Annotated in this window: 16 protein-coding genes, 2 tRNA genes and 1 pseudogene; 12 read left to right on the top strand and 7 right to left on the bottom strand. The window is 66.7% G+C overall.

Going from position 1 to position 23316, the window contains the following annotated elements:
• Window positions 1-5 precede the first annotated feature (5 nt).
• The 5 genes from AC1RJ9_RS00910 (at window position 6) to AC1RJ9_RS00890 (ending at window position 5192) form a co-directional block, all read left to right on the top strand.
• On the top strand, window positions 6-1544 hold the full coding sequence (locus tag AC1RJ9_RS00910) for an acyl-CoA synthetase (RefSeq protein ID WP_492835586.1): 1539 nt from the start codon (window positions 6-8) through the stop codon (window positions 1542-1544).
• Window positions 1545-1594: 50 nt separating this feature from the next.
• On the top strand, window positions 1595-2611 hold the full coding sequence (locus AC1RJ9_RS00905; protein WP_492835588.1) for a nucleotidyltransferase family protein: 1017 nt from the start codon (window positions 1595-1597) through the stop codon (window positions 2609-2611).
• Window positions 2612-2661: 50 nt separating this feature from the next.
• Window positions 2662-3993, top strand: a complete 1332-nt coding sequence (locus tag AC1RJ9_RS00900) for an Nramp family divalent metal transporter (RefSeq protein WP_492835590.1) — start codon at window positions 2662-2664, stop codon at window positions 3991-3993.
• A gap of 211 nt (window positions 3994-4204) precedes the next feature.
• Window positions 4205-4654: a MaoC family dehydratase gene (locus AC1RJ9_RS00895; protein ID WP_125156076.1), complete on the top strand. Its 450-nt coding sequence runs from the start codon at window positions 4205-4207 to the stop codon at window positions 4652-4654.
• 61 nt (window positions 4655-4715) lie between these two features.
• Window positions 4716-5192: an OsmC family protein gene (locus AC1RJ9_RS00890; RefSeq protein ID WP_492835592.1), complete on the top strand. Its 477-nt coding sequence runs from the start codon at window positions 4716-4718 to the stop codon at window positions 5190-5192.
• A gap of 61 nt (window positions 5193-5253) precedes the next feature.
• Here the strand turns inward: AC1RJ9_RS00890 and AC1RJ9_RS00885 are convergent.
• Window positions 5254-5450, bottom strand: a pseudogene (locus tag AC1RJ9_RS00885) (CsbD family protein).
• Between the two features lie 179 nt (window positions 5451-5629).
• Window positions 5630-6478, bottom strand: coding sequence for a trypsin-like serine peptidase (locus AC1RJ9_RS00880; protein WP_492835594.1), 849 nt, complete (start codon window positions 6476-6478; stop codon window positions 5630-5632).
• Between the two features lie 132 nt (window positions 6479-6610).
• Between AC1RJ9_RS00880 and AC1RJ9_RS00875 the strand changes: the two genes are divergently transcribed.
• The 3 genes from AC1RJ9_RS00875 (at window position 6611) to AC1RJ9_RS00865 (ending at window position 11221) form a co-directional block, all read left to right on the top strand.
• Window positions 6611-8800, top strand: a complete 2190-nt coding sequence (locus tag AC1RJ9_RS00875; protein ID WP_492835596.1) for a S9 family peptidase — start codon at window positions 6611-6613, stop codon at window positions 8798-8800.
• Window positions 8797-9348: a GNAT family N-acetyltransferase gene (locus AC1RJ9_RS00870; protein ID WP_492835598.1), complete on the top strand. Its 552-nt coding sequence runs from the start codon at window positions 8797-8799 to the stop codon at window positions 9346-9348. Before AC1RJ9_RS00875 ends, AC1RJ9_RS00870 begins: the two co-directional genes overlap by 4 nt.
• Window positions 9349-9433: 85 nt before the next feature.
• Entirely contained in the window at window positions 9434-11221 is a 1788-nt protein-coding gene (locus tag AC1RJ9_RS00865; protein WP_492835600.1) for an ATP-binding protein, read from the top strand.
• 75 nt (window positions 11222-11296) lie between these two features.
• Here the strand turns inward: AC1RJ9_RS00865 and AC1RJ9_RS00860 are convergent, their stop codons facing one another.
• Window positions 11297-11725, bottom strand: a complete 429-nt coding sequence (locus AC1RJ9_RS00860; protein ID WP_125156069.1) for a Ros/MucR family transcriptional regulator — start codon at window positions 11723-11725, stop codon at window positions 11297-11299.
• A gap of 589 nt (window positions 11726-12314) precedes the next feature.
• Window positions 12315-12388, bottom strand: a tRNA-Gln gene (locus AC1RJ9_RS00855).
• 165 nt (window positions 12389-12553) lie between these two features.
• Here AC1RJ9_RS00855 and AC1RJ9_RS00850 point away from each other — a divergent pair.
• Both AC1RJ9_RS00850 and sppA read left to right on the top strand, forming a co-directional pair.
• Window positions 12554-12630 (top strand) — tRNA-Pro (locus AC1RJ9_RS00850).
• 174 nt (window positions 12631-12804) lie between these two features.
• Window positions 12805-14589, top strand: a complete 1785-nt coding sequence (gene sppA / locus AC1RJ9_RS00845; RefSeq protein WP_492835602.1) for a signal peptide peptidase SppA — start codon at window positions 12805-12807, stop codon at window positions 14587-14589.
• 325 nt (window positions 14590-14914) lie between these two features.
• On the opposite strand, the gene AC1RJ9_RS00840 is transcribed toward sppA, so the two are convergent.
• Complete coding sequence (locus AC1RJ9_RS00840; protein ID WP_492835604.1) at window positions 14915-18046, bottom strand: TonB-dependent receptor; 3132 nt, start codon at window positions 18044-18046, stop codon at window positions 14915-14917.
• Between the two features lie 605 nt (window positions 18047-18651).
• Between AC1RJ9_RS00840 and AC1RJ9_RS00835 the strand changes: the two genes are divergently transcribed.
• Window positions 18652-19059 carry a TIGR01244 family sulfur transferase gene (locus AC1RJ9_RS00835; RefSeq protein WP_492835606.1) on the top strand — a complete coding sequence of 136 codons (408 nt, stop codon included), beginning with the start codon at window positions 18652-18654 and terminating at the stop codon, window positions 19057-19059.
• 6 nt (window positions 19060-19065) lie between these two features.
• Here AC1RJ9_RS00835 and AC1RJ9_RS00830 read toward each other — a convergent pair whose 3' ends face one another.
• The gene (locus AC1RJ9_RS00830) at window positions 19066-19212 is read right to left on the bottom strand and encodes a hypothetical protein (protein ID WP_492835608.1); all 147 of its coding nucleotides are present in this window, start codon (window positions 19210-19212) and stop codon (window positions 19066-19068) included.
• 74 nt (window positions 19213-19286) lie between these two features.
• Between AC1RJ9_RS00830 and AC1RJ9_RS00825 the strand changes: the two genes are divergently transcribed.
• Window positions 19287-20180 (top strand): MBL fold metallo-hydrolase, encoded by an 894-nt coding sequence (locus AC1RJ9_RS00825; protein WP_492835610.1) that lies wholly within the window; start codon window positions 19287-19289, stop codon window positions 20178-20180.
• A 7-nt stretch (window positions 20181-20187) separates the two neighbouring features.
• Here the strand turns inward: AC1RJ9_RS00825 and AC1RJ9_RS00820 are convergent, their stop codons facing one another.
• Entirely contained in the window at window positions 20188-23154 is a 2967-nt protein-coding gene (locus AC1RJ9_RS00820) for a long-chain-fatty-acid--CoA ligase (RefSeq protein WP_492835612.1), read from the bottom strand.
• Window positions 23155-23316 lie beyond the last annotated feature (162 nt).

Raw genomic sequence — 23316 nt, 5'->3', positions numbered from 1 at the left:
CAGCGATGCACCCCTACCTCCACGCCCGGACCCAAGGCGACAAGCCCGCCTACATCATGGCCGGCTCTGGCGAGGTGGTGACCTACGCCCAGCTGGACCAGCGCTCGAACCAGGGGGCGCACCTGTTCCGGTCGCTCGGCCTGACGCAAGGCGACGTCATCGCCATCCTGATGGAGAACAACGCCCGCTTCTTCGAGGTCGCCTGGGCGGCGCAGCGGGCGGGGCTGTACTTCGTCTGCGTCTCGACCAAGCTAACCGCGGCCGAGGTCGAATACATTCTCAAGGACTGCGGGGCGAAGGTGTTCATCACCTCCACCGCCATGGGTCCGCTGATCGACGAGGTGGCCCGGCTGGTCCCGGACCTGACCCTGTTCGCGGTCGGCGGAACGTACGGCGCCTATGCCGACTTCGAGCAGGCCCGCGCCGACGAGCCGACCACGCCGATCGCCGACGAAAGCGCCGGCTCGGACATGCTCTACTCGTCCGGCACCACGGGTCGGCCCAAGGGCGTGAAGCCGGCGCTGAACGGCGGCCCCATCGACGCGCCCAACGCCTTGCAGATGATGGCCCAGGGCCTGTTCGGCTTCTCGGGCGACAGCGTCTACATCTCGCCTGCCCCGCTCTACCACGCCGCCCCGCTGCGCTGGTGCATGACCGTCCACAAGCTGGGCGGCACGGTGATCGTGCTGGAGAAGTTCGACCCCGAGACGGCCCTGGCCCTGATCGAGCGGCACAAGATCAATTGCGGCCAGTTCGTCCCGACCCACTTCGTGCGGATGCTGAAGCTACCGGAAGAGGTCCGCGCCAAGTATGACGTGTCGTCGATGAGGTCGGCGGTCCACGCGGCCGCCCCCTGCCCCATCCCGGTCAAGGAGCAGATGATCGCCTGGTGGGGTCCGGTGATCTACGAGTACTACGCCGGCACCGAGGGCAACGGCTTCTGCTGGATCAACTCCGACAACTGGCTGGCCCACAAGGGCAGCGTCGGCCAGGCGGTGCTGGGCGAACTGCGGATCTGCGACGACGCCGGAGACCCGGTCCCGCCCCGCACCGAGGGCGCGGTCTACTTCGCCAACGGCCCGGCGGTGAACTACCACAACGCCCCGGAGAAGACCGCCGAGAGCTACAACAAGCACGGCTGGACGACGCTGGGCGACGTCGGTTGGGCGGACGAGGAAGGCTTCCTCTACCTGACCGACCGCAAGAGCTTCATGATCATCTCGGGCGGGGTGAACATCTATCCGCAGGAGATCGAGAACCTGCTGATCACCCACCCCAAGGTCGCCGACGCCGCCGTGGTCGGCGCGCCCTGCGAGGAGATGGGCGAGCAGGTCGTGGCGGTCATCCAACCCATGGACCACGCCGAGGATCAGGCCGCCCTGGCCGCCGAACTGATGGCCTTCGCCCGCGCCAATCTCAGCCACGTGAAGTCGCCCAGGCGGATCGACTTCATGGCCGAACTGCCCCGGCACCCGACCGGCAAGCTGTACAAGCGACTGATCCGCGACGCCTACTGGGGCAAGAGCGAGAGCCGGATCGTCTAGCTCTCGGGAAAGTTATACGCAGATTTCAGATTTGCGTATAACTTGCTTGTATGATCCAGCGCCTGCCGCTTTCGGCCAGCACCAGCTACGCGGAACTGATGGAACGCCTGCGCCTCGCGCGTCTGGGCGAGTTTCCGGCTGGGTCGAGCTTCGTCTCCAAGACGGTGAAGGGCCGGATCTACTGGTACGTCCAGATGCCGACTGGCGGCGTGAGCAGCCGCAAGCAGGTCTATGTCGGCCCCGACAGCGAAGACCTGCGCGAGCGGATCGCCCGCCACGGTGAACATCGCGCCGACGTCGAGGATCGTCGCCGACTGGTGGCGGCCATCGTCGCCTCGGGCGCGCCCCGGCCCGATCGCACCAGCGGCGAGATCGCCGCCGTCCTGGCCGAGGCCGGCGCGTTCCGGCTGCGGGCCCTGGTCATCGGCACCACCGCCTATCAGACCTATGCGGCGCACCTGGCCGTCCGCCTGCCGATCACCAGCCTGGCGACCCTGGACCTCGACATCGCCCAGGACTTCGGGATCGCCACGCATGTCGACGACAAGCTGGAGCGCCCCGTGCTCGATATCCTGCGCGGCCTGGATCCGCGCTTCCGCCCTGTCAGCTACGCCTTCGACGCCGCCCGTACGACCAGCTACGCCTTGGGCGAGCGCTATCGGGTCGACGTGCTGACCACCAATCGCGGCGCGCCGCGCGACAAGCCCTCTTTCCTGCCGACCTTGGGAAGCGACGCCGTGCCCCTCCCCTTCATGGACTATCTGCTGCGCGAGCCGGTCGAGACGGCGATGCTGCATGGCGCCGGCGTGCTGGTGAACGTCCCCGCCCCCGCTCGCTATGCCGTGCACAAGCTGATCGTCAGCCGTGATCGCAAGGTCAATCCGGAGAAGGGCCTCAAGGACCGGCTGCAGGCCGCGCAGCTGATCGAGATCCTGACGGAGGACGACCCCTTCGCCCTCCGTGACGCCTATGCCGAGGCCCGCGAGCGCGGCGAGACGTGGCGGACCCTGCTGGACGAGGCCGTCAGCCTGCTGCCCGAGGCCGCACGCGCGGCGTTGGAGCGCTAAGCCGCGCCTTTGGTTCTATACGTGCGGCGAATCCACGCTAACGCTTGGCCATGCTCGCCGCCCTGCTCGACCGCCTTCCCAAGACCGCCACCGCCCCGTTCTGTCCGGCGGAGGTTCGGGGCGCGGTCGCCGTGCCCGATGGCCTGCCAGCCTGGAAGCGGATGCTGCGGGTCGCCGGGCCCGGCCTGCTGGTCAGCGTCGGCTACATGGACCCCGGCAACTGGGCGACCGACATCGAGGCCGGGTCGCGCTACGGCACGTCCCTGCTGTTCGTGGTGGTGCTGTCGAGCCTGGCGGCGATCGTGCTGCAGACCCTGTCGATGCGGCTGGGCCTGGTCACCGGCAAGGACCTGGCGCGGATGTCGCGCGAGCGGTTCGGGCCGCGCACGGTCAAGGTCCAGTGGCTGCTGGCCGAACTGGCCATCATCGCCTGCGACATCGCCGAGGTGCTGGGCAGCGCCCTGGCCTTCAAGCTGCTGCTGGGCATACCGCTGTGGGGCGGCGTGCTGCTGACCGCCTTGGACACGGTCATCGTGCTGGGTCTCAAGGGCAAGGGTTTCCGGCAGCTGGAGGCGATCATCCTGGGCCTGATCTCGACGATCGGGATCTGCTTCGCGGTCCAGCTGATCCTGGCCCCGCCCAACGCCAGCGACGTCGCACGCGGCCTCATTCCATCGCTGGACGCGCTGAAGCAGGGCAACGCCCTCTACCTGGCGATCGGCATCCTGGGCGCGACGATCATGCCGCATAACCTCTACCTGCACTCGGCGATCGTGCAGACGCGGGCAGCGCCGGCCGACGCGCCGGGCAAGCGCGCCGCCATCCGCCTGTCGACCATCGACACCGTGGTGTCGCTGTTGCTGGCCCTGTTCATCAACGCCGCCATCCTGATCCTGGCGGCGTCGGCCTTTCACGGCTCGGGCCTGACCGAAGTGGCCAGCATCGAGGAGGCGCATCAGCTGCTGGCCCCGGTCACCGGCGGCGCGCTGGCCGGCGTGCTGTTCGCCATCGCCCTGTTCGCCTCGGGCCAGAGTTCGACCTTCACCGGCACCATCGCCGGCCAGGTGATCCTGGAGGGGTTCCTGGACCTGAAGATCCCCTGCTGGCAGCGACGGCTGATCACCCGGGGCCTGGCCATCGTCCCGGCCCTTATCGGGGTGCTGACGATGGGCGAACACTCGGTCGGCAAGCTGCTGGTGCTGACCCAGGTGGTCCTCTCGGCCCAGCTGCCGTTCGCCATCTGGCCGCTGCTGCGCTTCACCGACGACAAGGCGCTGATGGGCGTTTTCGCCAATGGCTGGCTGACCAAGACGGTGGCGTGGTTCCTGTTCGTGGTGATCTCGGCGGCGAACGTCTGGCTGGTGGTCAGCACATTCTCCTAAAATCACCGATTTCCCCGGCGAACGCCGGGGCCCAGATCGAGCCACGAGCCTTGCCAGCCTGACACGGCCCTGGGCGCGAACACTCAAACCTCTTCGGATGAATCTGGGCCTCGGCGTTCGCCGGGGAGATCGGTTGGAATAGCGGCTACCGCTTGCCCTTAATCACCGCCCATGCCACCTATCCAAACAACTGTTCGAGGGAGAAAACACCATGAAGGAAGTCGCCTACGCCGACGTCGCCAGCCTGGTCGGCCAGGAGATCGGCGTGTCCGACTGGGTCGAGGTCACCCAGGAGCGCGTCAACCTGTTCGCCGAGGCCACCGGCGACCACCAGTGGATCCACGTCGACGTCGAGCGCGCCACCCGCGAGATCGGCGGCCCGATCGCCCACGGCTACCTGACCCTGTCGCTGATCCCGATGCTGGGCGCGGACATCCTGCGCGTCACCGGCGTCACCCGCGGCATCAACTATGGCTGCGACAAGGTCCGCTTCACCGGCATGGTCCGGGTCGGCAAGCGCGTGCGCATGCGCCAGAAGCTGCTGTCGGCCGAGCCCAAGTCGGGCGGCCTGCAGATGAAGAACGAGTGCACCATCGAGATCGAGGGCGAAGAACGCCCGGCCTGCGTGGCCGAGACGATCTCGGTGATCTACGGGGCATAGTCGTCCACGATCCTCGGGCCGCCGGAATCGCGCTAGCGTCCAGCGGTCCGAGGAGCGTCTGATGGCCAAGCAGCACGACTATACCAGCCTGATCGAATGGACCGGCGACCGGGGCCAGGGCACGCGCACCTATCGTGGCTACGACCGCACCTGGACCATCGCCACGCCCGGCAAGCCGCCCGTCCCCTGCTCCAACGATCCGCTGCTGGGCGGCGACCCGACGCTGCACAATCCCGAAGACCTGCTGCTGTCCTCGCTGAGCGCCTGCCACATGCTGTGGTACCTGCACCTGGCCTCGGTCGCGGGGATCGTGGTGCGCGGCTACCGGGACCAGCCGATCGGCGTCGGCGAGAGCACGCCCGACGGCGCTGGCCGCTTCCTGAGCGCGACGCTGAAGCCCCATATCCGGGTCGAGCGCGGCGCGGATCTCGCCAAGGCCGACGCCATCCATCATGAGATCCACAAGGTCTGCTTCATCGCCAGGTCGGTGAACTTCCCGGTGGCCTATGCCGCGACCTACGAGGAAGCGGCCGCCTGACAGGGAGCTCAGCCCAAACGCAAAGCGGCCGCCGGATCGCTCCGGCGGCCGCTTCGGTCAGTCATAGGCGGGTGGTCACTTCTTGATGGCGTCGCCGATCTTGTCCTGAACCTGGCCGACCTTGTTCTGCACGTCGCCCTTGGCCTTTTGGGCCATGCCTTCGGCTTCCAGGCGTTCGTTGCCGGTGGCCTTGCCAGCGGCTTCCTTGACGGCGCCCACGCCCTTGTCGATGGCGCCTTCGACACGATTGGTGCTCATGGCTCACTCCTGTGTGGTGTTGGACTCCCCACAAGAACGGGCCTCGCGCGCATCGCGTTCCGAAATAGTCGTTAAAGCGTGGCAGCGGAAAGTGTGAGCGGTTTCGGCGCCCGCCACGCTCAAGGTGTTAGAGATAGAGCCTGTCCGTTTCTGATGCTTCCATCAGAAACGGACAGGCTCTAGTGCGAAGCCCCCATCGCATTGGCCGAGATCGCCACCGCCGCGACCGCGCCAGGGATGGCCGGCTCGGGCTTGGTCAGCCGGGCCTGGGTGACCGGCGAGCCGGGGACCTTGTCCAACAGGGCCAGGGTCTCGCGGATGAACTTGGCGTGGGTGACGATGCCGATCTCCAGGCGCTCGCCCGAAAGCTCGACCTGCTGGGTCAGGAGGCCGGCCACGAACTGGACTTCCTGGCTTTCGCTGGCGCCCGGCCGGCGACGCGCGCCCTCGGCCATGAACACCGGTCCGCCCGAATTGCCGGGGAACACCGAGAAGTCCATCAGGAAGGTCGGGAAGTTGGCGGCCGGCGCCAGCGGGTACGACGCCACCCGGCCCGAGCGCAGGATCGGGAAGCCGGCCGGATTGGCGGAGAGACCGCGCGGGAAGCCCAGCGCCATCATCTCATCGCCGGGGCCGAGGTTGAACTTGTTGAAGGTGTCGTCCTGGGCCAGGTAGTTGATCGGGATAGCGGCCTTGACGAACTCGGGCGGCGCCTCGACCACCATGACCGCGATGTCGCGGGTCGGGTGCTTGACCCACAGCGGGTGGTCGCCGTCGCGGATCTTCAGGGTCTCGGGATCGAAGCGCCAGACGCCGTCGCCGCCTTCGATGCGGTAGCCGATCTTGGCCGAGACGGAAGGCATCTTGTCGAACACATGGGCGGCGGTGACCAGGATGGTCCGCGGCTTGCCGTCCGGGGTCGGGTCGGAGATCAGAAAGCCGGTGCCGACCGTCCGCGTACCGTCACCCAGTGGCTGCTCAATCTGAACCGTCGCCTTGATCAGGTCGACGGAGAGATCCCAGGCCATATCGCCCCCTTGGTTACGCTTAACTCGACTACTCGCCCGACTACCGAGTGAGTTTGACCACAGGATTCTCGCGCCGCAAGTTGTCGTTCTGCCGCAGTCGCGCGTTAGAGCCGGTTGGGGAAAATTCTGGCCATGAACCGGCGACAGATGATGACGAGCGCGGCCGCGACGCTTACGTCATCCCCCACAGTCCTCCCTGGAATAGCTTTCGGATCCGCCATGTCCTCAGACGCAGTCCGCCCCGTTCCCCCGGTCGCGCGCAAGATCCCCAAGACGATCGAGCAGCTGGGGCGCACCCGCGTCGACGACTATGCCTGGATGAAGGACGACAACTGGCAGAAGGTTCTGCGCGACCCGGCCCTGATCAAGGCCGACGTCAAGGCGCACCTGACCGAGGAGAACGCCTACGCCAAGGCCATGCTCGCCTCGACCGAGGCGCTGCAGACGGCGATGTTCGACGAGATGAAAGGTCGCATCAAGGAGGACGACGCCAGCGTCCCCGCCAAGGACGGTCCGTTCGAGTACTACACCCGCTTCGAGAAGGGCGCGCAGCATCCGATCCACGCCCGCAAGGCGGCTGGCGGCGGCGCCGAGGAGATCCTGCTCGACGAGGAGACCGAGTCGAAGGGCAAGGCCTTCTACCAGGTCGGCGCGGCCAGCCATTCGCCGGACCACAAGCTCTACGCCTTCGCCGTCGACGAGCAGGGTTCGGAGGTCTACCGCGTCCATGTGAAGGACCTGGCGACCGGCGAGGTCCTGGAAAGTCCCGTCGAGAGCACCACCGGCGACTTCTGTTTCTCGCCCGACAGCCAGTGGCTGTACTGGACGTTCCGGGACGACAACGGCCGGCCGGCCAAGATCTATCGTCGGCCGGCCAGGGGAGCGGCCCAGGACGACGTGCTGATCTATGACGAGCCCGACGAGGGGTTCTTCATCGGCGTCGGCGTCACCAGTTCCGAGAAATATGTCGTCATCTCCTGCGGCAACCAGGAGACCAGCGAGAACCTGCTGATCCCCGCCGCGACGCCCACCGCGACGCCGGTCGTCTTCCACCCACGCGAGGTCGGCGTCCGCTACGAGGTCGAGCACTGGAACGACCACTGGGTGATCCGCACCAACGCCGACGGCGCGGTCGACTGGAAGCTGGTCACCGCGCCGGAGAGCGCCACCGGCAAGGCGAACTGGAAGGACTGGATCGCCCACCAGCCGGGCCGCCTGATCTCCGGGACCATGGCCTTCAAGGCCTGGTTCGTGCGGCTGGAGAAGGTCGACGCGCTGAACCAGGTCGTGGTCACCACCGTGAACGGTGATGAGCACACCATCGGCTTCGACGAGGCCGCCTATGCGCTCAGCCTCGAAGGCGGCTACGAGTACGACACCGCCAGCCTGCGCTTCGTCTACAACTCGATGACCACGCCCCGGCAGTGGTTCGACTACGACATGGCCTCGCGCCAGCGCACCCTGCGCAAGACGCAGGAAATCCCGTCGGGCCATGACCCAGCCCAGTACGAGACCCGCCGCCTGAACGCCAAGGCCAGCGACGGGACCGACGTGCCGGTGTTCATCCTGATGAAGAAGGGAACCCCGCTGGACGGCTCGGCCCCGCTGCTGCTGTACGGCTATGGCAGCTACGGCATCGCCATGGAGCCCAGCTTCTCGATCCGGAACCTCAGCCTGGTCGACCGCGGCTGGATCTGGGCCACGGCCTGCCCGCGCGGCGGCTCGGAAAAGGGCTGGGGCTGGTTCCTGGACGGCAAGAAGTTCAAGAAGAAGAACACCTTCACCGACTTCATCGCCTGCGCCGAGCACCTGCACGCGGCCGGCTACGGCAAGCCGGCCAACACCGTGGCCTATGGCGGCTCGGCCGGCGGCCTGCTGATGGGCGCCATCACCAACATGCGGCCGGACCTGTTCGCCGGGATCATCGCCGCCGTGCCGTTCGTCGACGTGGTCAACACCATGAGCGACACGTCCCTGCCCCTGACCCCGCCGGAATGGCCCGAGTGGGGCAATCCGCTGGAGGATAAGGACGCCTACGACTACATCGCCAGCTACTCGCCGTACGACAACGTCTCGGCCAAGCCCTATCCGGCCGTGCTGGCCACCGGCGGCCTCTCCGACCCGCGCGTCACCTACTGGGAGCCCGAGAAGTGGGTCGCCAAGCTCCGCGACTTCACGACCAGCAGCAATCCCGTTCTGCTGAAAATCAATATGGACGCCGGCCACGGCGGGGCCTCGGGACGCTTCGATTTCCTCAAGGAGATCGCGCTCGACTACGCCTTCGCCGTCTGGGCGGTCGAGAAGGGCTGGACCAAGGCGTGAGCGTGCTGATCAGACCGTCGACCGACGCCGACCTGCCGGCCATTACCGGCATCTATGCCTGGAACGTCCTGAACGGTCTGGGCACCTTCGAGGAGATCCCGCCGGACGAGGCCGAGATGGGCCGCCGCCGGCAGGCCTTCCTCGATCGCGGCCTGCCCTATCTGGTCGCCGAGCTGGACGGCGAGGTTGTCGGCTACTGCTACGCCGGCCCGTTCCGCCTGCGCGCGGCCTATCGCTACACGGTCGAGGACAGCGTCTATGTCTCGCCCAAGGCGGTCGGCAAGGGCGTCGGCCGGGCGCTGCTGGAGGCGCTGATCTCCCATTGTGAAGCCTTGGGCCTGCGGCAAATGTGCGCGGTGATCGGCGACAGCGGCAACACCGCCTCGATCGGCCTGCATGCGGCGCTTGGCTTTGAAAAGAAAGGTGTTTTCCCGGACATGGGCCACAAGTTCGGCCGCTGGGTCGACCTGGTGTGGATGCAGCGCCCTCTCAACGGCGGCGGCGAGACTCCGCCGGACGCGCCCGGCATGGCCCTCAGCGGCGTGTAATTGTAAAATATTGTTACGCCAGAACGAAGTTTAACCAGTCCCCCCATAGCTTTCCTGCTTGGGAAGGTTCGGGAGAACTTCTGAAATGGACGAAAAGCGGCGGACGACGACCGCGCTGATGCGGGCTTACGTGCCAATCGTACGCGGCTACCTGATCGCGGCGGCCGTTTACTATGCTTTGATCAGCCTATCCCACCCCTTCTACGAGAAGGGCGGCGAGCTTCTGGTGCTGGAAGGCCTGGCCGTAAGCTCCGCGCTCTATGCCTTGTGGAGTTGGGTCGCCCTTAGCCGCGGCAGGATCATGGGCCTGTCGCTGGAAGCCGTCAGCTTGGGCATGAACGCCCTGTTCCTGGCCAACACCCTGGCCTACCAGACCCTGCATTTCGAAGCCCAGAAGCTGGTTTATTTCGTGCTGATGGCCCTGGTTTTCGCCACCTCGGCCCCCAGCCGCCGCGTGGCGCTGATCAGCGTGGCCGCCGCCATCGCCAGCCTGACCTGGATGATCCGCCACGCCTCGAAGGAGATGATAGACCAATTCATCTTCGTCGGCCTGGCCGGCGCCTTCTCGGCTGTCGGCATGTCGACCCTGATGCGTGGCGTCGTCGGCCGCGAGGTGCGCGCGCGCCTGGCCAGCGAGACGCTGAACGCCGAGCTGCAGCGCGAGCTGATCGAGAACCGCCGTCTGAAGACCGAGGCCCAGGCGCTGGCCTTGGCCGCCGAGACCGCCAACCGCGCCAAGACCGAATTCCTGGCCACCATGAGCCACGAGATCCGCACCCCGTTGAACGGCGTGCTGGGCATGGCCCAGATCATGGGGACCGGCGAGCTCTCGCCCGACCAGCGTCAGCGCCTGGAAACCATCGCCGCCTCGGGCCAGTCGCTGCTGGGCGTGATCAACGCCATTCTCGACATCTCCAAGATCGAGGCCGGCAAGATGGACATCCTGCCCGCCCCGTTCGATCTCTGCGCCCAACTCAATACGCTGCGCCAGCTCTATGGCGGCCTGGCGCGCGACAAGGACCTGGCGTTCAGTCTGGAGGTCGCGCCCGACGCCGGCGGCTGGCGACTGGGCGACGCCGAGCGCCTGCGCCAGGTGCTGTCGAACCTGATCTCCAACGCCGTGAAGTTCACCGAGGCCGGCGCGGTGCGGGTGATCGTCGAGGGCGACGCCACGACGCTGACCGCGCGCGTCATCGACACCGGTGTCGGCATCCCCGGGGACCAGCGCGAACGGCTGTTCACCAAGTTCGCCCAGTTGGACAGCTCCAGCACCCGCCAGGCCGGCGGCTCAGGCCTGGGCCTGGCGATCTGCAAGACCCTGATCGAGCTGATGGGCGGCGCGATCACCTTCTCGGCCCCGGCCGAGGGCGGCGCCTGCTTCACCGTTGTCCTGCCGATGGCCAAGACCGCGCCCGCTCCGACCCTGAACATCGCCGCGCCCGAGCTCGAGGACAAGGCCGGCGCGCCGCGGATCCTGGTCGTCGATGACAACCAGACCAATCGCGCCGTGCTGCTGACCCTGCTGAGTCATCTGGGCGTCGACGGCCACTTCGCCGTTGATGGTCGCGACGCGGTGGCGATGTGGGAGAGGGACCGCTGGGACGCGATCCTGATGGACGTGCACATGCCGGTCATGGACGGGGTAGAGGCCAGCAAGGCCATCCGTGAGGGCGAGCGCCGGACAGGCCGGCCCCGCACCCCGATCATCGCCGTGACCGCCAGCGTGCTGACCCATGAGCGGACGCTCTATGCCGACGCCGGCATGGACGCCATGGTGCCCAAACCCGTCGAGGTTCCGCGCCTGGTCGAGGCCCTGGCCCAGGCGCTGTCGATCACGGAGGTCGATGAGACCGAGGGACGCGGCGCCGCCTGAGCCCGCCAGAGGGCGGATACGAAAAAGGGGACGCTCGCCGGCGTCCCCTTCGTCGTTCTAAAGGCTGGTGAGCGATCAGCCCTTGCGCGAGCGCGTAGCCTTGCCCTTGCGGCCGCCCTGGCCCAGGCCAAGGGCCTTGGCCATCGCCGAACGGGCTTCGCTATAGGCGGGCGCCGTGGTCGGATAGTCGTTCGGCAGACCCCACTTGGCCTTGTACTCGGCCACGGTCATACCGTGGGTCGTGAGGTGGCGCTTCAGAGTCTTGTAGGGCTTGCCGTCTTCGAAGCTGATCAGAGCTTCCGGCGTAATGCTCTTACGGATCTGAGCCGGCGTCGCCTTGGTCACGGCCTCGACCGTGGGCGCCGGCGGCGCGCCAATACCGGCCAGAGCGTCGTGCGTAGCGCGGATCAACGCAGGAAGTTCCGAAACCGGCGTAACGTTATTGGCCACATAGTTGGCCACGATTTCGGCGGTTAGCTCGATTAAGGTCGCTTTATCTTCCACGATCACAACTCCATTCCCCTTTGATCCGCAATTACACGGCCGCCTGAGAAAGACAAGTAGTTTACCCACGATTTGTCAGCCAATTCGTGAAGTACCGTAACAATTGACTGTCGTTGAGCGCGCTCAGCAGCGCTAATTTTCGCCAACTATAACGATGACAACGCTGTTATCAGGCATCGATTCGGCAGCTAAACCCCAACGTGAGTCCCTCTATCTCGCAACTGCGAACTCGACTTGGATGAGTTCTGACATCCCAGGGGCCAATACCGCGACATGCGCGTGCTCAACGCTCGAAGCGGCGCCGATTGCCCCTCGCCGCCCAGGAGTAGGCTTTCGCCGACAAGATCATTGCGCGGCTGGACTTGCCAATCGATTGTATCCTCGCCGCGCTTGACCTTTTGGGACCTCGGCGACGAGGCCGCGGTATCGCGAACTTCGGAGAACCGCCGGCGCTATGTGTCAGGCTAGGAAATCGGCTTAGCGATCGTTCGACGCATGAAAGAGAACAAAGCCAGAGCGGCATCTGCAAAAGGCCTGCAAAAACCCGATTTCTAGCCGGGCCGCGTCGGCCGTAAGTGATTGAATTGATTGGCTGGGGAACTAGGACTCGAACCTAGAATGACGGTACCAAAAACCGCAGTGTTACCATTACACCATTCCCCAGCAGGAACGGCGAAACCCCTCAGGGCTCGGCGAGGCGGTGGAAATAGCTCACGACTCGGATGGATGCAACATCCCATTTCAGAACTTTTTTCGGGCTGTCACACGAACCTCGAAAAAGGCGCTTGCGCCCTCCGAAACCGCCCCCTATAAGGCCGGCCTCCAAGTCGGAGTGTGGCTCAGTCTGGTAGAGCACTGCGTTCGGGACGCAGGGGTCGCAGGTTCAAATCCTGCCACTCCGACCATTTCCTCCCCGCCAACCAGAGGCGGGAAAACAGCCCAAAATTCATAAGTTTAGGCGTCGCGAAAGCGACGCCTGACTTGCGACTCGCCGGAACTTGGGCGCGTTGCGCGCTGTTCATTTGGTCGCAACCCGAACAGCGGTTAGCTTGTCGCCGGTTTCGCTCACAGGACCTCCGATGAAGCAGTTCTTTCTGACCGTCGCCGGCGTCTTCGTCGGTCTTCTGCTGTTCGTGGTCGGCGTACCCTTTCTGCTCATCGTGATGGCCGCCGGCGCGGCGCGGCCCGCGCCCGTTCCCACCCACACCGTGCTGCAGCTGGACCTGCGGGGCGGCCTGTCGGACCAGGCGCCTCAGAACCCCTTCGCCGCGTTCGGCGGCGGCGGGAGTTCGGTGATGTCGATCATCGAGACGCTGCGGCGCGCCGAGAAGGACGACAAGGTCCAGGCTGTTCTGGTGCGCCTGCCCGAGGGCGGCATGGCCCCGGCCGCGGCCGACGAGCTGCGCCTGGCGTTCAAGCACTTCCGCGAGACCGGCAAGAAGCCGATCTACGCCCACAGCCAGGGGCTCTATCCGTCCGGCATGGTCACCTCGACCTACATGCTTGGCGCGGCCTCCAGCGAGCTCTGGATGCAGCCCGACTCGAGCTTCCAGGCGGTCGGCGTTTCGTCGGAGGCGATGTTCTTCAAGCGCTTCTTCGACAAGTACGGCGTCAAGGCCGAGTATGAGCAGCGCTACGAGTACAAGAACGCGGTCAATCCCTACCTCTACAGCGACTACACGCCGGCTCACCGGGAATCGACGCTGTCGTGGATGGGCTCGGTCTATCGCACGGCCCTGACCAGCGCGGCGATCGACCGCAAGCGGGATCCGGTCGCCCTGACCAAGACCCTCGAGGCGGGCCCGTACAGCGCCCAGGAAGCGCAAGGCAAAGGGCTGATCGACAAGGTCGGCCAGGTCAGCGACATCCAGGCCTTCGCCCTCGACAAGGCCGGCAAGGGGGCCAAGCTGGTCGACTTCGACGACTACGCCGCCCGTTCCAAGCCGCCGACCGTCAAGACGGGCCCGGCCATCGCCGTGATCGGGGCCGAGGGCGCCATCGTCACGGGCTCCGACGGCGGCGGCTCGCCGTTCAGCGGCGACGGCAACGTCTATTCCGACAACGTGGCCCAGGCCTTCAAGACGGCGATCGATGACAAGGACGTCAAGGCGATCGTGTTCCGCGTTTCCTCGCCAGGGGGTTCGGACACCGCCTCGGAGCAGATCCTGGCCTCCGTGAGGGCCGCCAAGGCGGCCGGCAAGCCGGTGGTGATCAGCATGGGGACCTATGCGGCCTCGGGCGGCTACTGGATCTCCAGCCAGGCCAATTCGATCATCGCCCAGCCCTCGACCCTGACCGGCTCGATCGGCGTCTATGGCGGCAAGTTCGCCGTGGGCGACGCTCTGGCCCGCTTCGGCGTCGACACCAAGCCCCTGCATGTCGGCGGCGACTATTCGCAGGCCTTCGGCGCGGGCGAGGGCTTCACGCCCGAGCAGCGCGCCAAGTTCTCCGGCTGGATGGACCGCATCTATGCCGGCTTCGTCGCCCGCGTGGCCGAGGGCCGTCACCTGCCGCCCGAGCGCGTGCGCGAGATCGCCAAGGGCCGCGTCTGGACCGGCGAGCAGGCCAAGCAACTGGGCCTGGTCGACGAGCTGGGCGGCTTCTACGACGCGGTCGACAAGGCCAAGGCCCTGGCCAAGCTGAAGGACGATGTGCGCCTCAAGCGCATGGATGGCGGCAAGTCGCCGTTCGAGGCCTTCGAGCGCTTCCTGGGCGTCAGCGAGACCTCGGCCAAGACCCTGGCGGCCGCCGCCTGGGTGCTGGGCGATCCGCGCTCCCAGGCGATCCTGGACGAGATGGCCAAGGCGCGCCTGCGGGCCGCGCCGGGCGGGGCGTCGGTGCTGGCGGACACGCCGGTGCGGTAGGGCTTTCCCATAAGGCTCGGAGAGAAGCCGCCTGGTTCGCGCCAGGCGGCTTTTTCTTGCGCGGTGCGGATGGCGCGGCTGACGCCTCCCGACGGCGACGGGGCGGCGTCCGCACCCCCACGTGTCATTCCGGCCGTGGCGAAGCGGAAGAGTCGCCCCTCCCCCTGAGCCGGCGCAGCGCGATGCTCGCTTGGGGCATGGACAAGCCCTGAGGACGTTCCAGGGATGAGAACGAGAGCCGATCCCTTCGCATGCCAGCGCCCAAAGAAAAACGGCGGGCTCCTTTCGGAGCCCGCCGCCATTCCTAGAGCCGTAAGGCTCGACCTTAGAAGGTCAGGTCGAAGCCGACGCGCAGGTAGCGCGGCGTCTGATAGGTGATCGGCTGGCCGAACACCGGCTGGCGACCGGCCGACAGCGGGCTGCCCGAGAGCGGAGCGGTGTACAGCACGGTGCCGTTTTCGGCGACGTTCTGCAGGTTCACCGGCTTGCGCGAGTTGAAGATGTTGAAGACATCCGCGCGCAGGACGAGGTCGCCCTGATACGGGAAGAACTTCGGCACCGTATAGCGCACCGAGGCGTCGAACGAGGTCGTCCACGGCGTGCTGGCGCCCGTGCCCTGCGGCACCAGCTTGCCACCGCAGTAGTGGGTGTAAGACGGGCCGTAGTTGTTTTCCAAGACCGGGTCGTTCGGGTCGTAGCCGATGCAGCCGATGCGGCGCGGCGAGATGATCGTGCCGTTACCGCCGATCATCAGGCTGTCCGTCAGCTGATACGAACCATAGCCCTTGAAGACGTGGGCGTGGTGGTTCGGCAGCGGGCCGTAGGCGCCTTCCACCAGGGTCGGCGTGTCGAACTGCAGGGTGACGCCCGAGTCCGTCTGGCCGCTGGCGTAGTCGCTGTACGACGAGCCTTCGTAGTTACCCTTCGCCGACGACAGGGTGTAGGTGCCGTGGAAGCTCCACTTGCCGTCGAAGGCGCGGTCGAACGACAGATCCAGAGCGGTGTAGGTCCGCTTCGGCTTCGGATAGCCCAGTTGAGCTTCCGTGAAGGTGATCGTCGGCAGGTCCGTGCCACCGGCCCGCAGCGGGAACTGCAGGCGCACCGTCGCGGGCGAACCCGGGTTGATGATCGCGTAGTCCTGCAGCGTGCCGTCGTAGTTGTCGCAGTTCAGGCCCTTTTCCTTGCAGTACGCACGAACGGCGTAGTCGATGGCGACGTCGTCGGCGCCTTCGACCAGGTTGCGGTAGGTCAGGGTCACGCCGACAGTCCACAGGTTGTCGAACTTGTGGCTGTAGCCGATCAGGTATTCGTCTTCCTCGGTGGCCTTCAGTTCCTTGCTGTGCTGTTGATCAGCCGCGAAGAACGTACCGTCGTTCTGATAGGTACAACCGATCACGCCCGCGGCCGAAGCGCCGCCGGCGACGCAGGCGCGAGCGCCCGTGTAGCCGATGATCTGGGTGCCGAGGCCGCCGGTCGGCAGACCGGTGGTCGGGTTCGGCGTGTAGCCGGCCGCGTTGTAGTAACGCGCGGTGAAGTCGAGGATGCCCGCCGCCTGGCGATAGGCCGTGTTGCTGGCGATCGGCAGGAAGTACTTGCCGTAGTTCGCGAACAGCTTGTCACGACCTTCACCGGTGGGATCCCAGGTGACGCCGATACGCGGACCGATGTTGTTCTTCAGGTCGGCGAAGACGACGCCATTCGAGCCGGCCAACTGGAAGGTGTCGCTACGGACGCCGAGGTTCAGCGTCAGGCCGCTCACGGGCGTCCAGGAATCCTGCACGTACCAGGCCTTGTTCATTCCGTCGAACGAGCCGCCGCCGATGAACGTACGGGCTTCGATGTACTGCGTGCCGGCGGCCAGGCCCAGGGCGTTGGTCGAGTTCGCGACACGGTAGGTGTAGGCCGCGTTGCCGGGATAGACCGACTGGTGCTTCAGATAGTTGTCTTCGTGGTCGTAGCCGCCACGGATGTGGTGCTTGCCTGCGAGATTGAAGTACAGGTCGGCGTCGGCGCGCCAGAAGTTGCGCTTGGTGTTGTAGGGGAAGCCGATCGCGCCCGAGGTCTGCTGGCTGATCGTCGCCGCCGTGCCCGCGCGGGCGTCTTGCACCAGCGGATCGGTGGTGTTCAGCGGCAGGGTCGCCTGGTTGTCGGTACTACGGCCATAGGCGCCCGACAGGGTGAGCCAGTCGGTGAACGAGCCCGTGTACTTGAACACGAAGTTCTCGCCGCCGGTCGGGGAGTTCGAACCCGACTTGAAGCCGCCGACCGCATCGGTGAACTGGTTGTAGCCGTAGGTGCGGGTCTTCAGGACGTCGTTGGTCCGGAAGTAGGTGGCTTCGAAGTGCTGGCGCGACGTCAGGTAGGCGTCGAGCTTGGCGCCGTAGAAGGGCTGACCCGAACGGTTGATGGTCAGGTTCTGAGCGCCGACCGCCGTCTGGTTGGCCAGGGTAGCGGCGGTCGAGCGCGAAGCCGTGCTCGTTTCCAATTCGCGGATCTGCGCCAGGGCGTACAGGAAGACGTGATCCTTGATGATCGGACCGCCGGCTTCGAAGACCATGTCCTTGGAGCTGCGGTTCGCGTGATTGCCGGCGCTGAGGTAGGTGTCCTTCTGATCGGACCGCCACTTGTTCGGCTCGTAGTTGCCGTGGACGGCGAACATGAAGTCGTTGGTGCCGGACTTGGTCACGGCATTGATGATGCCGCCGGTCGCGCGGCCGAACTCGGCGGGATAGCCGCCGGTCTTCACTTCAAACGTCTTGTAGAAGTCGAACGGCACGGTGCCGCCGCCGAGGTACGTGTTGAAGTTCGTGATGTTCAGGCCGTTGACGTAGAAGGCGTTTTCCGAGACGGAAGCGCCGCCGATGGCCGTCTGGCCGGCGTAGTTGCCGGCGGCGCCCTGGATGGCGCCCGGCGCGAGCAGGGCCAGACCCTGAGCGCTGCGGACCACGGGGACCGATTTCACGAGTTGTTCGACGTCCACGGCCAGGCCGGTCGTGGTCTGGGAGAAGTCCAGCTCCGGACGCGCCGAAGCGGTGATCACCACTTCCGAGACTTCGCCGCTCGCGACCAGCGTGAAGCTGTAGTTCGACTCACCGCCGGCGCGAACCGCCAGGCCGGCGTTGTCGGCTTGCTGATAGCCATCCTTCGAGATCGTCACCGTATAGGCGCCGGTCGGAATCAGCGCGGCGCGGAACACGCCATTGCCGTCAGTCGTCGAGTTCTGCGTGACGCCGGTGGACTGCGACTTCACGACCACCGAAGCGCCCGCGACGGGCGCGCCGGCGGTGGTCAGAACGCGACCGTTCAGCGTACCGCTGGTATAGTCCTGCGCCGAGGCCAAGGTCGGGATCGCGGTGGCGACCACCGTGACCGCTAGCGGCGCCGCGACGGCGGCCAAGCCCGCGAGCAACGTCGTCGCCAGTAGGCGCGCGCGTGCGCTACCTTTGTTGAATTCCATGCTCTTCAAATCCCCTCTGAGCGTGGCGCGGGCGGCAAGTCGGACAGAACCCCTCGAGAAACTTTGTCCGACCTGGAGCGGAAAAACCGCCAAACGGCGCCACGAGATCACTGGTGTCCCGGAAAACATTTCTCCGGTTGTGCGGACGTTAGGGGCGCGCGCCGCCGAGGGTCAATTGTCATTGCAAAATTGTAATTCACATCACGCCTCTCTGTCGCAAAATCGCCACAGGGCCGCCGCTTTTCCGGAGACCGTTGCTCGGCTGGGATACCCAAGGCTCGGGAGCCCGCGCAAAATCTTCGTCAGGCTTTTGTTTTATCGAGGTTATTCTGACCTCGAGGAACGCCGTTCAAGCCGTTATCGTTTCGAAGAAAATCCAGCGAGAAAATTACCGGCCATAGTTGACAGACAGAAAATCATGCCCGGAATAACGCGGTTCGACACAAATCTCTTTTGAGAGCAGGGTAAAGGGCGACACATTCTCTTCACAAATGCCGTCCCAGCGCGCACCTTGACCGGCAGCGCTGACCATTGCCTAGGCGCCCGTCGCCCATGAAGATGCCGACGCGGCGGAGCACGCCGCGCGACATGAGCCCAAAGAACCGATGAGTGAATTTCGACGCGTCACCGACTCCCTTTCGGTCAGCCCGCAGGTGACCGAGGCCGACATGGCCCGCGCCGCGGCCCAGGGATTCGTCCTGGTGATCAACAACCGCCCCGACGGCGAGGACCCCAGCCAGCCGTCGAGCGCGACGATCGAGGCGGCGGCGCGGGCGGCGGGGATGAACTATCTGCACGTGCCGGTGCGGGGCGGCCCGACCCAGGAACAGGTGGACGCCGTTCGCGCGGCGATGGAAGGCGCCGGCGGACCGGTTCTGGCCTTCTGCCGCTCCGGCACGCGCTCGATCGTCACCTGGTCGATCGGCCGGGCGCAGGACGGCGAGGACCGCGAGACCCTGGTCAACCAGGGCCGTGAAGCGGGCTATGACCTGTCGGGCGTGTTACCCGCTTAAGCCTGACTAGAAAGCGGCCGACTCGCGGGCCGCCATCGGCGTCGGTTCGGGGTGGCAGCTGGCCAGAACGAACTGCGCCATGATGATACACAGGATGGCGAAGGCCACGCGCTGGAGCCGTTTTGAGACAAAAATCGCCGCGTCCGCCGTCATGGCCGATCCCTCCAGGGTTACTGGAAGCTTAAAGCGCAAGACCGGCGCCGCCGCCGTGTCCCAGGAGCGAACCGATGATCCCCTTCGTCCGCGAGCTGGAATTCGAATACGGCCGCTGCGACCCGGTCTCGCCGCTGATCCGGCGGGTGATCGCCCGCAATCCCGGGCCGTTCACCTATACCGGCACCGGCGTCTACATCGTCGGACGGGGCGAGGTGGCGGTGATCGACCCCGGCCCGGACCTGGCAGAGCACTTCGACGCCCTCAGGGCCGCTCTGGCGGGCGAGCGGGTGACCCATGTGCTGGTCACCCATCACCACCTGGACCACTCTCCCCTCGCCCATCCTCTGGCCCGGGCGTTCGGCGCGAAGGTCTACGGCCTGCCCGCCCCCGCCGACCACGGCGAGGCGGCGTCCCCGGGACTCGAGGAAGGCGCCGACGGCCGGTTCAGGCCCGACGTCGCCCTGGCCGACGGCGACCTGCTTTCGGGCCCTGGCTGGACGCTGGAGGCCATCATGACGCCGGGCCACACGTCCAACCACGTCTGCTTCGCCCTGAAGGAAGAGAACGCCCTGTTCAGCGGCGATCACATCATGGGCTGGTCGACCACGGTGATCACCCCGCCCGACGGCGACATGGGCGACTACTTCGCCAGCCTGGAAAAGGTGCGATCGCGCGGCTTCGAGATCCTGTGGCCCACCCACGGCGCGCCGGTTCGCGCGGTCGGCCCGTTCATCGACGCCTATGTCGCCCACCGCCGCGCCCGCGAGGCCCAGATCCTCGAGGCCCTGGGCGCGGGTTTCACGACCATCAAGGCGATGGTGCCCAGCCTCTACGCGACCGTGGACCCCAGGCTGCACCCGGCGGCGGCCCACTCGGTTTTCGCGCACATGATTCAGCTGGTCCGCGAGGGGCGGGTGACAACGCCGGGCGAGCCGGGATTGGATGCGGAGTATCGGTTGGCTTGAAGGCTTCCTACTGCGCCCGCACCGCCGCCGTCAGCGCGCCGATCCGCGCGCAGTTGCGGCCTTGGTCCGGCCCCGCGTCGCGACCGATCGAACGCATGTCGAGGCGCGAGCCCCTGGCGTCCGGACGCACCCGCACCACCAGGTCGTCGGTCAGGCCGTACCAGAAGCTGCTGCCGGTGGCCTCCAGGCGGCCATCCATCGGATCGTCGGTGACCAGGGTCATGCCGGAGGCCAGGACGGCGGCCTTGACCGACTCGTAGACGTCGCCCGGCGCGCGCTCGCTGACCAGCGGTCGGGCCGCCGGGCAGGTCTCGGCGTTGATCTCGGCCAGGCGGCGACCGGCATAGGCGGCCGAACCCACCGGCAGGCTGGGATCATCGACGACGATCTCCGCCGAGCCGCCGCGGGCGGCCATGGCCGCGTCGGAGAAGCCCAGCGGCGTCTTCCAGTCGGTGGCCACGTCATGGATCGGCGGCGACTGGCCGCCCAGCGCCTTGGCCGCGAACATCACCCCGAAGGTGGCCGCCGTGATCACCAGGGCCAGCACCGCGCCCTTCCACAGGCGCGCGAAGCCGGCGCTCAGCGCGATGACCAGGCCGATCAGACCGGTGGCGACGCTGATGAAGGCCATGCGCGGCGCCCAGTCCAGGGTCATGGACGTATAGCCCAGCGGCAGGGGAATCATGCCCAGCTTGACGCCCAGGGCGCCGCCGGCGGCCAGGATGGCCGGGGCCAGGGCGATCAGCAGGGCCAGGTCCAGATACAGCGACGCCCAGCGAGGCGACTTGCCCGAAGCCTTGTCCGTGGTCGCGACGTTGTCGGTCTTCTTCTTGCCCTTGCCGCGCTTGCCCGGCGTGATCGGCATGGCGAACGGCAGGGCCTCGCCGGCGTCGGCGAGGACGGGCGTGGGCGCCTCCGCCTGATCCGGATCCCGCAGGCGCAGAGGCGGTTCCGGCGCGATCCCGACCCCGCCCGGCTCGGGCTCCTGCGTCACGATGTCGGCGACGGCCGCGGGCGCCGGCTCGGCGGGCTTTTCGACCGGGGCGACGGCGGCGATGGCGGCGGCCTCGGCGATGATCGCGTCAGTCGCCGAGACCTGCTGGACTTCCGGCTCCGGCGTCGGATCGGCGACGACCTCGGGCTCCGGCTCCGGCTCGGGCGCGCGCAGCGCCGCTTCGGCCTCGACCTCCTCCACGGGCTCGGGCGCATAGATCACCGCCGCGTGGCCGCCATCGGCGGCGGCCAGGGTCGGGGTCGGGGTCGGCGCGGGCTCCGGTTCAGGCGGGGGCGGAGGCGGCGCGGGCGACGGCTGCACTGGGGTCTCCGGCAGCGCGTAGCCTTCGTCCTGCAGACGCTTGCGGATCACCTTCTTGTCGATCTTGCCGGTCGCGCCCAGCGGGATGTCGTCGACGAACAGCACGTCGTCCGGCATCCACCACTTGGCGATCTTGCCCTGGAGGTAGTCGATGAACTCCGCCTTGGTCGCCGTCTCTCCCGGCTTCAGCTTGACCAGCAGCACCGGCCGCTCGTCCCACTTGGAATGCGGCATGCCGACCACCGCGGCCAGGGCGGCCTTGGGGTGGCCCACGGCGATGTTCTCGATCTCGATCGTGCTGATCCACTCGCCGCCGGACTTCACGACGTCCTTGGCGCGATCGGTGATCTGCATGAAGCCGTGCTCGTCGATCGTGGCGATGTCGCCGGTGTCGAAGAAGCCGTCCTCGTCCAGGATCTTGCCGCCGGCGCCCCGGAAGTATTCCGCGGCGATGATCGGGCCGCGGATCTTCAGGTGGCCGAAGGCCTTGCCGTCGTGCGGCAGGATCTTGCCGTCGTCGTCGGTCAGGCACAGTTCCACGCCCAGCGGCGGCCGGCCCTGCTTCAGGCGGTAGGGCATCTGCTGGTCGTAGGGCAGCTTTTCCAGTTCGTCGGTCATCACCGACAGGGTCCCGACCGGCGAGGTCTCGGTCATGCCCCAGGCGTGGACGACCTCGACGTCGTAAGTCTCCTGGAAGGCGCGGATGATGGTCTCTGGACAGGCCGCCCCGCCGATCACCACCTTCTTCAGCACCGGCAGCTTGGCGCCGGTGGCCTCCAGGTGCTGCAGCAGCATCTGCCAGACCGTCGGCACGGCGGCCGAGAAGGTCACGCCCTCGGTGTCCAGGAGCTCGAAGATCGAGGCGCCGTCCATCTTGGCGCCCGGCATCACGATCTTGGCCCCGGCGCCGGGGCCCGAGAACGCCACGCCCCAGGCGTTGGCGTGGAACATCGGCACCACCGGCAGGATCACGTCGCGCTGCGACACGCCCATCACATCGGGCTGCATGGTGATGAAGGTGTGCAAGAAGTTCGAACGGTGAGAGTACATCACCCCCTTGGGGTCGCCCGTCGTGCCCGAGGTGTAGCAGAGCCCCGCCGCCGTACCCTCGTCGAAGCCGCCCCAGGCGCATTCGGCGCCGTGCTGCTCCATCAGGTCTTCGTACGCGATCAGGCCCTTGAAATGGGGCGCCTCGCCGGCCAGCGGGAAGTCGGCCGGCATGTGGCCGCGATCGGTGAACACCACCACGTGCTCGACATGCGGCAGGCGCGGCAGGATCGCGGCGATGATCGGCAGGAAGGTCAGGTCGGTGAAGATCAGCCGGTCGCCGGCGTGGTCGGCGATCCAGGCGATCTGCTCGGGGAACAGGCGCGGGTTCAGGGTGTGGCAGACCGCCCCGATGCCCATGACGCCATACCAGGCTTCCATGTGGCGGCCGGTGTTCCAGGCCAGGGTGCCGACGCGGTCGCCGGGCTTGACCCCCAGGGCCAGCAGCGCGTTCGACACCCGCTTGGCGCGGTCGCGAATCTCGCGATAGGTCGTGCGCACGATCGGCCCCTCGACCGAACGGCTGACCACTTCACGCCCGCCGTGCCACTTGGCGGCGTGATCGATAATCTTGTCCAGGGTCAGGGCCCCGTGCTGCATCAATCCCTGCATCTGAACGCTACGCTCCCGGCCGCTTATCATTGTTCACGCAAGGCTATCGTTGTGCGGCGCAACACGCAACGCGCCGCGCCCTTCGGGAGAAAAGACAGCGCTCGCACGCCGCGCCAATCGGCCGCAGGGCGCGTTTAAAGACTCTTCGTTGCCGTGGGCGGA

The organism is Caulobacter sp. GW822-FHT07D08, from assembly GCF_058798735.1.
The sequence above is the reverse complement of the archived record's forward strand: the minus strand, read 5'-3'. Positions and strand labels throughout refer to the sequence as shown.